This is a genomic window from Calothrix sp. FACHB-168, from assembly GCF_963889195.1.
Classification (GTDB): Bacteria; Cyanobacteriota; Cyanobacteriia; order Cyanobacteriales; family Nostocaceae; genus Aulosira; species Aulosira anomala_A.
The window spans coordinates 102,480-111,697 of record NZ_CAWPNJ010000028.1 but is presented as its reverse complement, the minus strand read 5'-3'; the positions used below and the strand labels follow the sequence as shown (position 1 = coordinate 111,697).

Genomic DNA, 9,218 nt, shown 5'->3' with positions numbered 1-9,218 from the left:
TTTTTTGGGGCGCTTCCCCTACCCGTTTATGGTGTATTTTTTTAGTTCAGTAAATCTGTTGCTGTTATTTTCTGTTTGCTTCCATTTAGTCTAAACTCCAGCTAGAAGGGTATTGCTATACCAACAAAGCCTGCAAAGGCAGGCTATCAAACTTTTAGCCTGCCTTTGCAGGCTTCGTATTTCTAGCCCCACCCTTATAGGGTGAGGGCGTTTTTGCACATTTGGGATGCTCCCCCCGCTAATTGCTTTCCTTCGGAACGCTCCGCAAACGCAATGTAGGGAGATATTTTTACTTCTCAGAAACACGCACTGCCTCTTTTTGGCACAGTTTTCGGGAAATGTGGGTAGTAATAATTAGCTTTGTGAGGGAGATGACGATGCAAAGCATGAGATCCATACCCCGAAACTTTCACCGCAGACATGGGTTAATTTTATTTTATTAATCATACAGTTAGGGGCACAAAATTTTGTGCCCCTGGGATATCTGTGTATAATTTTATCGCGCTTCCCTGAATAGGTGAAAAACCGAGTAATTATTGAATACCTAGCAATTCCACATCAAATACTAGGGTAGCGTTAGGCGGAATTACACCACCAGCACCACGAGCGCCGTAACCTAAATCTGGGGGGATAATTAACTTACGCTTACCACCAACTTTCATGGTGCTAAGTCCTTCATCCCAACCTTTGATGACTTGTCCAACACCAAGTTTAAAGCTAAAAGGTTGACCGCGATCGACTGAACTATCAAACTTTTTACCATCAGTTAAAGTTCCGGTATAGTGAACTACAACCGTTTGTCCAGCTTTTGGAATCGCCCCAGTTCCTTCTTCGATTTCAGCATATTGTAGTCCAGAATCAGTAGTCACGGTATTGGCGTCAGACATAATATTGCTCGCAATCAAATTATTGTTTTCAGTAATAGTAGTGGCTGCTGGTGCAGTGTCGGTGAGATTAGCAGCTATAGCAGAGTCCTGTTTACTACCAATTTGTGCTAAAACTAACACCACAACACATACCAGCATTAACCCAACGCTGAGTAAAATCGCTTTCAAAATTAAGCCTCCCTATAATGGCTAATGTGTCTCAGTTTGACTAACAGGACACAATTAGTAAATCACAAAGGATGTCTTAACGCCAAAGCTTATTTTCTAAATCTCGTACTTGCCGTTCTAAACGATCGATTCTACCGCGTAATTCATCTACTTCTGATTGCCGCGCTACCCCTAAATCTTGCATCATATTCCGCATTTGCCGTTGCATTTGCGCTTCCCAAGTTCCCTGTTCCGATCGCAATTGCTGTGCAATATCATCCATCACAGCTTTAGCTTGTTCAGGATTCAGCTTACCATCTTTCACCAGTTCGTCGCCCACTTGCCGCAGCTTATCTGCTACTAAAGATGTTGTCCCAATACCAAGCATTAATAACTGCTGCATCCAATTGTTATTATCCATACTCCCTTCCTGTGAAATTATTTCAACCCAGCCTACCCTTGCGCTTGTGTATATGCAATTGAGCTATGCTAATAAAAGCGTAGCTATTCTAGCCTACAACTCTATTTTGGCAAATTGGCAAGAGTAAGGAATAGAAGTAGGTGTGGTTATTACGAAATTGGGCATGGGGCATGGGGCATGGGGCATGGGGCATAACACACCCTACTTAAGTAACCATTGTACAGACAAGGGTTCATCGCGTCTCTAACGATTCATCGCGTCTCTAATGACAATTAAGCTTGCAATGCCTTAACGCATTTATTTACTACTGAACTGATTGTTTGTTTAATTTGATGGTTGCGGTTCCAGCGTTGGAAGGCTTTTTCGTATTCTTCGCCTTTGATGAGTAAGGTATTCCAGATATCTAAGCCTACGAGGAAGCCGCAAAATAATAGAATATATCGCGACCAAGTAAGACCGCCACCGCTCAGTAAATCTACTAAGATAAAGAAAACGTTGACAATGGCGTAATTTCCCAATCGCTTTTTCAATCTGTCTTGACGGTAGAGATTAAATACTTGCCGACGTTGGACTTCGCTTTGTTGCGATCGCCAATCCCGTTCTGCTAATTTGAGAATATCTGGTGATATTTCTAACTCTCCAGCGATTTCTAGCAACTCATTGTAAGAAAATTCTCTATTTATATTTTCCGCATGACTAGCGATCGCTAATTGCAAAATTTGCTGTACATCTTCTTGGCTATAAGAACGGATACTGTTTGGTTCAAATGCTGTCATAGTTCTTACTCTGAGTATCAGTTTTAATAATTATTTAAGTAGGTCATTGGTCATTGGTCACTTGTACTGAGCGAAGTCGAAGTATTGGTCATTGGTCATTTGTTAGGTTTTCTAGCCTATACTGCTTAGTAGGAGTTATCCAGCTATGCCAGCATCATTACTACTATTTTCATTATTTCTAGATTAACAAATCTAGCTATTGTCGGTGGTAGGAATTTATATTTTCGCCTGTAGGGGCAATGGCACTGCCTTGCCCTGAAGATTGTATCGGACTCAACCGATAACGCCTATATTTGTTGAGTCCAAAATTCTGCATTGCAATAAATTACCAGGCTAATATAACAATTCTCGCTGAGATGAAAACCCTCAGGTCATGGCAGTGCCATGCCCCTACATCTGGCGATATATTTGGGTCAGCGACAAGTATTGTAAAAATTTTTTCGTCATAATTACTTAGTAGGGTGCGCAAATAAGTAAGTTGACTGTAAACAATAAATCTATGCAAAATCGCTACCGAGTTTACATCCGTCGCTTGTTAATTGCGGCTGTTGCCACTTTATTATTATCACCCGCACTTTTCTACGGATTTTTGTGTCTGTTTCGCCCATCCCGCACTGATGAACAGCAGGTATTGTTTCAAGGTATTGTTTACCAACGGCGGGCTATTTCCCAACCGCGCCCGGTGACAATGCATATTGTCACGGTTGATTTAACAGCACCGGGGATTAAACCTTTCGTCACGCCGGGAAATCCCCATAAAGGGAGAAGAAAAACCTTCGCCCGCACTACTTCAGAATTTCTCCAAGAATTTCAGCTGCAATTGGCGGTAAATGGTAGTTATTTTCACCAGTTTTATGAAAAAACTCCTTGGGATTACTATCCCCATAGCGGCGATCCTACCCGTCCTTTAGGGGAATCTATTTCTAATGGACTGCGCTATTCTCAATCACAATCGGATAAGGCGGTGATTTGCTTTGGTAAAAATAATCTGGCGCAAATTATCGCTAATGGTAAATGTCCTCAAGGTACTATTCAGGGAATTGCCGGTCAAGAAATGTTCGTTGCTGATGGTAAGACTGTGACTGCGCAAATTTCTGAGAATAAACCTTATCCCCGGTTAGCAGCTGCAATCAACCGGGAGGGTAATAAACTTTGGTTAATTGCTATTGATGGTAAACAGCCTTTGTATAGTGAAGGTTTAACTTTGACTGAGTTGGCGCAAACTGCGATCGCTTTAGGTGCTGATAATGCAGTTAATTTAGATGGTGGCGGTTCTGTAACTTTAGTTATGGACAAAATGAAAAAACCTCAGGTATTAAATGCTCCCATTCATACCAGAATACCGATGCGGGAACGTCCAGTTAGTAATCACTTAGGTTTTTATGCTGTGCCAGTAGATGTTAAAACCTCTACATCGAAATAACCGCACTTTAAAGGACGGACACCTCTACTGTGAGAAAGATTAAAATAAATTTACATTTCGTTACACTAGAGACATCGAGAGGAAAGCAAACCTCAAGATAATGAAATCAAAGGTGAACGACATGAATGGCACAATTCGCGTTGGTAATCTCTTCGGGATTCCCTTTTATATCCATCCATCATGGTTTTTAGTTCTGGGTTTAGTAACTTGGACTTATAGTAGCGGACTGATGGGACAATTTCCCCAATTATCCGGGGGGCTAGCTTTAATCTTAGGATTGATGACAGCGCTGTTGTTATTCGCCTCTGTCGTCGCCCACGAATTAGGACATAGCTTCATCGCCCTGCGTCAAGGAATTGATGTTAAATCCATCACCTTATTTATCTTTGGTGGTTTAGCTAGCTTAGAAAAAGAATCGGAAACTCCAGGCGAGGCTTTTTGGGTAGCGATCGCAGGGCCGTTGGTTAGTATACTGATATTTGCTGTAACTACAGTAGTTGGTTATGCTACCGCCGCAACAGGCCCAGTAGCCGCAATTCTTGGTGTGATAGCTGCGGTTAACTTAGCTTTAGCGCTATTTAACTTAATTCCTGGCTTACCTTTAGATGGCGGGAATATACTGAAAGCTTTAGTTTGGAAAATCACAGGCAATCCTTATAAAGGTGTCACATTTGCCAGCCGAGTCGGACAGATATTTGGTTGGATTGCGATCGCCTCTGGTTTAATTCCCTTACTATTAGTTGGCAGCTTTGCTAACGTTTGGAACTTGTTAATCGGTTTCTTCTTGTTGCAAAATGCTGGAAATGCGGCACAATACGCCAGAGTTCAAGAAAAACTCACAGGTTTAACCGCCGAAGATGCAGTTACACCCAATAGCCCGATAGTTTCTGCAAATATCACCTTAAGAGAATTTGCTGATGAAAGAATTATCACTGGTGAAAGCTGGCATCGCTTCCTAGTTACCGATGATAACGGACAATTAGTAGGCGCGATCGCTGCCAATGATTTACGCACTATCCCCACAACAGAATGGTCACAAACGCAAATTAAACAAGTAATGCGACCGATTGCTGAATCTACCACAATTCAATCTGACAAACCGTTAACAGAAGTAATTCAGCTACTCGAACAGCAAAAATTATCTGCACTGACTGTGATTCGTGAAAACGGCGTACTCGTCGGGATTTTAGAAAAAGCAGCGATTATTCAACTACTGCAACGCAGATCTGAATTAAATCCTGCATAATTTGGGCATAGGGCATAGGGCATGGGGCATTGGAATTCTCAAACAATAGTCACCGCATTTCTCACAAGCTGTAGGGGCGGGTTCATAGATATGCTCTCATCATCCATGACTATTTAGCTTAATCCGCCCCTACGATTTCTTAACAACGAGAAAACTTAAATGGGCAAAATTCGTGAGAAATCCAGGTAGTATCTATCCTAATGTGCTATTAGCCATCAATGTAAAATATTCCTTCTCGAACCTCCCTCAGCAAAGCTGGGGGAATTTTTTATAAAATTCCAGCCTGCGAAGCTGGCTTTGTAGCAATAGCCCCAGGCTTCGAGCCTGTGGGCGGTATGTTGGGTAAGTGAGAATATATTTGATAAATATTTAGGGGTAAATGGTAAAACTTATCATTCACCAACAATGTGCGGAAAATTTTCACAAAACAAAAATCTATGCAATTTTAATGACAACTAATTTGCTGCACGTAATATCAAGTAAGATTTCTCATACGATAATAATCGTTGAGTGTATCTCTCTATGTCTAAACCCTTGTCTCCTCCCTCCAGCAAACCTGCAAGTCCTTTCTTCTCCTCTGGCCCTTGTTCCAAGCGTCCTGGCTGGTCTGTGTCTCAGCTAGAAAACGCCTGTGTCGGACGTTCCCACCGTTCCAAAGATGGTAAAGCCAAAATCAGCGATGTCATTGAACGTTCTAAAAAAATTCTTGGCGTTCCTGCTGATTACCGCTTAGGTATCGTTCCCGCATCGGATACAGGCGCAGTAGAAATGGCTTTGTGGTCGCTTTTGGGAAGCAGACCCCTAGATATCCTGGCTTGGGAAAGTTTCGGTCAGGAATGGGTGAAAGATGTCACAGATGAGTTAAAGTTACCTGATACTCGCTTGATTAAAGCACCCTATGGCAGTTTACCTGATTTAAATTCTGTTGATTTTAGTCATGATGTTGTCTTTTTGTGGAATGGTACCACATCCGGCGTGCGCGTCCCCAACGGCGACTGGATTAAAGACGATCGCGAAGGCTTAACTATTTGCGATGCGACATCCGCAGTATTTGCGATGGATATACCCTGGAGTAAATTAGATGTTGTCACTTACTCTTGGCAAAAAGTATTAGGTGGTGAAGCACAGCATGGCGTAATTGTCCTTTCTCCCCGCGCTGTGGAACGTTTGGAAAGTTATAAACCAGCTTGGCCTTTACCTAAATTATTTAGAATGACCCAAAAAGGTAAGCTGATTGAAGGTATTTTCAAAGGAGATACCATCAACACCCCATCGATGTTGTGTGTGGAAGATGCTTTAGATAGTTTAATCTGGGCGGAAAGTATTGGCGGACTTCCCGGTTTAATTAATCGTAGCGAAGCTAATTTAAAAGCGATCGCGCAATGGGTAGAAAGTAGCGATTGGGCAGATTTCTTAGCAGAAACACCAGAAACTCGCTCTTGTACTTCCATTTGTTTAAAAATTGTTGATTCTTGGTTCACCAGCCAAACACCAGAAGCACAAGCTAAATGTGCATCTGAATTAGCCAAATTGCTGGAAAAGGAAAAAGTGGCTTACGATATCGCACCCTATCGCGCCGCACCTCCAGGTTTACGCATTTGGGGAGGCGCAACAGTTGAAACCGCAGACATCGAAGCATTGCTTCCTTGGTTAGACTGGGCTTACAGTACAGTTAAAGCTGAATTGATGTCTTTAGTTTAATATGCTCAGGGGCTTTGGTTGAGCGAAGTCGAAACCAACCGCCCCGAACATTCATCTGGTTAGGGACATCCAATTTTTTAAATACCCAATAAATAAATTTGTAGTGCGAGCATCTTGCTCGCTTTTGAACACCAGCGAGCAAGACTTCGGCGTGAGCGCTCAGTCGAACGCTGCTCGCACTACGAAATATGGGTAATTTATTTTTTTGAAGTTTCGTTCCTCAACCCAACCTTGTATATTGACTATTGACTATTGACTATTGACCATATAATCAACCAACATCAAAGCTAATTGACAAGGTAGCAGTATCAGAATTACTTATCGGCGTAGCTTGCTGAACAACAATCCCACCGCGCACATCTGTTAAATCGCTCAATAAATCGCCCATTATCTCATCTGCACCTCTGGTTTCACCTCTTAATATTAATGTGCCGCGATCGCGCTTTTGTTCTCTGGCTAAAGCTGATAATGTCTTGACTGCATTCTTTAAGGGTTTTTTACTGATAATAATTAACGCTTCTCCTGTACCTTTCTCAATCGCTTGGATGGGATTACCAATATCAACAGTTTTATTTGCGGGTAATACCATTGATTCCTCAGCTATAGCCCATTCATAAGGAAATACAACTAATAAATCACCAGTAGAATCAAATAGCAAAACCGCAAAATAAACGGGAGTTGATTCGTTATTTGTGACGCGGAACTGAAACTGTTTTTTTACAATCACCTTGCGAGAATAGATTTCCTCTGCATTTCCCCGATTATTAAGGTGGCGTTTTGTTGCAGTTCTGGCTACCATTTTCCCAGGTTCATCAAGTAAATATATTCCCGCTTCCACATCCAAGGCTGAAGAGTTGCTATTAAGGGTTTTTTTGATAATACTCGCTGCTAGCATTGACTTCAATTTTGGATTTAATCTTTTTACCGCATCTTCTACTGTTTCGCCAGGATTATCAAAAGATTCTAATACTAGTTCCCCACCTTCTGTAAATAAACACAAACTATTGACATCTGGTAACTTTCCTAAGGATTGCTGCTGCAATTTTTGGCGATAAGCAGGTGTGATGCGACTGAAAATATATTGTACACCATTAGGATAAGGTGGATTTTGCTTTTGGGGTAAAATTGCTTGAATTCGATTGATAGATTCTATTGCTTGCTTCGCTTTATTAATATCTTTACCCAAAGATAGATCTAAGCCAATATTTAACTTTAAATTTTTGGGGACTATGCGTGTTAATTCTTGTAGCAACATCCCCGATTTTAAAGCAGTAACATTATCTTTTTTGATCAGTTTTGCTTGCGCTTTTAAACCGCGACGCGGAGAAACTAACTCTACTTCTCCAGAGACTTCACCCTGTTGATTCACAATTGCAAAAGTAGCCTTTTCTCTAAAAGCGTCTAAACTTTCCTTATCTACTCCCCCTAACCACAAGGTAGCTTTGTCACCATTACCTTCAATAATTACTGCATCAGTTGGGGGAATTCTGTTATTAATAAAATATACTGGCTGATTTGCTTGCCCATCAACTCGCGGAGTCTGCCTGTAGACTGAGTTTAGCACCGGAGTAACTTGAGCGATCGCACTACCTACATTACCAGTTTGTTGCCATAAATATTGCGTTAATAAGTAAGTAAATGCACCAGCATGAAAATCACCAAAACTAGCATCAGCCGCTACTTGATATCCTTGCGCTGAAGCTAAAACTATACCCTTACGCTGGTTATCTCTACGCCTTCTCGCCAATTCTTCGGCATTAATATTCAGCCGTTGCATCAAATCTTTTTGATAAGCAATTTCTTCCTCCGATACTTTTCTATCATTATTCAGAGTCGAACGGATAACTAAATTTCCCCTTGTTCCACCACCAGAATAACAACTATCTAATACTACCGTTACATTCTCTGTATTCAAAGCCGAAATTAGCAAAAATAAAGTCCGCCCCGTAATATCCCTAGCTAGAGGCTCATTGCCAATATCAGCAGTCACTAAGGTACTATTATAAGCATCATTATTTACCTTATTACCATCAAATTCAGCCAGACGAGAACCATGTCCAGAAAAGTGGAAAACTACCACATCCCCTGGTTTAGCTTGTTTAATTAAATGCTTTTCAAATTTTTCTAAAATATTTTTCCGCGTAGGTGGTTCATCTTTTGGATCGCTGGTTAGTCTCACAATATCTTCAGATTTAAAACCGAAGCGATGAATTAATAACTCTTGCTGTAAATCTACATCGGTAATACAGCCACGAAGATTACTTCCTTGCAGCTTAGGATAATCATTAACCCCCACTAATAACGCCAACTTCCGCCCTGTATCCTGGGCTAAAACTTGTCCATAGCGATTTCCTTTTTGCCAAATATCAAATTGGCTCAAACCTAAAGTAGCTAAAGTTGAGGTAGAGAATTGTAAAAAATGACGGCGTTTCATAATAACTATGTTCTTTCTTGCAATGCAATTTGTTTTACAGACAATTGGTATAAGTAGTAGCGTGTCTAGCTTAAAATTTTGCAATATAATTTTATTGTGGGGTGGACATCTTGTCCGCCCAAAACGGGCGAGACGCCCATCCCACAAGAGTTTTATTAATGCACCATTTTAGCCGTGTCAGTC

At 41.2% G+C, this 9,218-nt stretch carries 7 protein-coding genes; 3 read left to right on the top strand and 4 right to left on the bottom strand.

What is annotated here, in order from left to right; translation table 11 throughout:
• Positions 1-533: 533 nt before the first annotated feature.
• The 3 genes from AACW45_RS17800 to AACW45_RS17790 form a co-directional block, all read right to left on the bottom strand.
• Complete coding sequence (locus tag AACW45_RS17800; RefSeq protein WP_190633849.1) at positions 534-1,055, bottom strand: FKBP-type peptidyl-prolyl cis-trans isomerase; 522 nt, start codon at positions 1,053-1,055, stop codon at positions 534-536.
• Between the two features lie 76 nt (positions 1,056-1,131).
• Complete coding sequence (locus tag AACW45_RS17795) at positions 1,132-1,455, bottom strand: phasin family protein (protein WP_096641866.1); 324 nt, start codon at positions 1,453-1,455, stop codon at positions 1,132-1,134.
• Between the two features lie 272 nt (positions 1,456-1,727).
• Positions 1,728-2,231 (bottom strand): 2TM domain-containing protein, encoded by a 504-nt coding sequence (locus AACW45_RS17790; protein WP_190633848.1) that lies wholly within the window; start codon positions 2,229-2,231, stop codon positions 1,728-1,730.
• A 499-nt stretch (positions 2,232-2,730) separates the two neighbouring features.
• Here AACW45_RS17790 and AACW45_RS17785 point away from each other — a divergent pair, with 499 nt between their 5' ends.
• From AACW45_RS17785 to AACW45_RS17775, 3 genes are all read left to right on the top strand, one after another.
• Positions 2,731-3,654 carry a phosphodiester glycosidase family protein gene (locus AACW45_RS17785; RefSeq protein ID WP_190633846.1) on the top strand — a complete coding sequence of 308 codons (924 nt, stop codon included), beginning with the start codon at positions 2,731-2,733 and terminating at the stop codon, positions 3,652-3,654.
• Positions 3,655-3,775: 121 nt separating this feature from the next.
• Positions 3,776-4,900, top strand: coding sequence for a site-2 protease family protein (locus AACW45_RS17780; RefSeq protein ID WP_190633865.1), 1,125 nt, complete (start codon positions 3,776-3,778; stop codon positions 4,898-4,900).
• 522 nt (positions 4,901-5,422) lie between these two features.
• Positions 5,423-6,601 carry a phosphoserine transaminase gene (locus AACW45_RS17775; RefSeq protein ID WP_190633843.1) on the top strand — a complete coding sequence of 393 codons (1,179 nt, stop codon included), beginning with the start codon at positions 5,423-5,425 and terminating at the stop codon, positions 6,599-6,601.
• Positions 6,602-6,872: 271 nt separating this feature from the next.
• Here the strand turns inward: AACW45_RS17775 and AACW45_RS17770 are convergent, their stop codons facing one another.
• On the bottom strand, positions 6,873-9,035 hold the full coding sequence (locus AACW45_RS17770) for a caspase family protein (protein WP_199331171.1): 2,163 nt from the start codon (positions 9,033-9,035) through the stop codon (positions 6,873-6,875).
• Positions 9,036-9,218 lie beyond the last annotated feature (183 nt).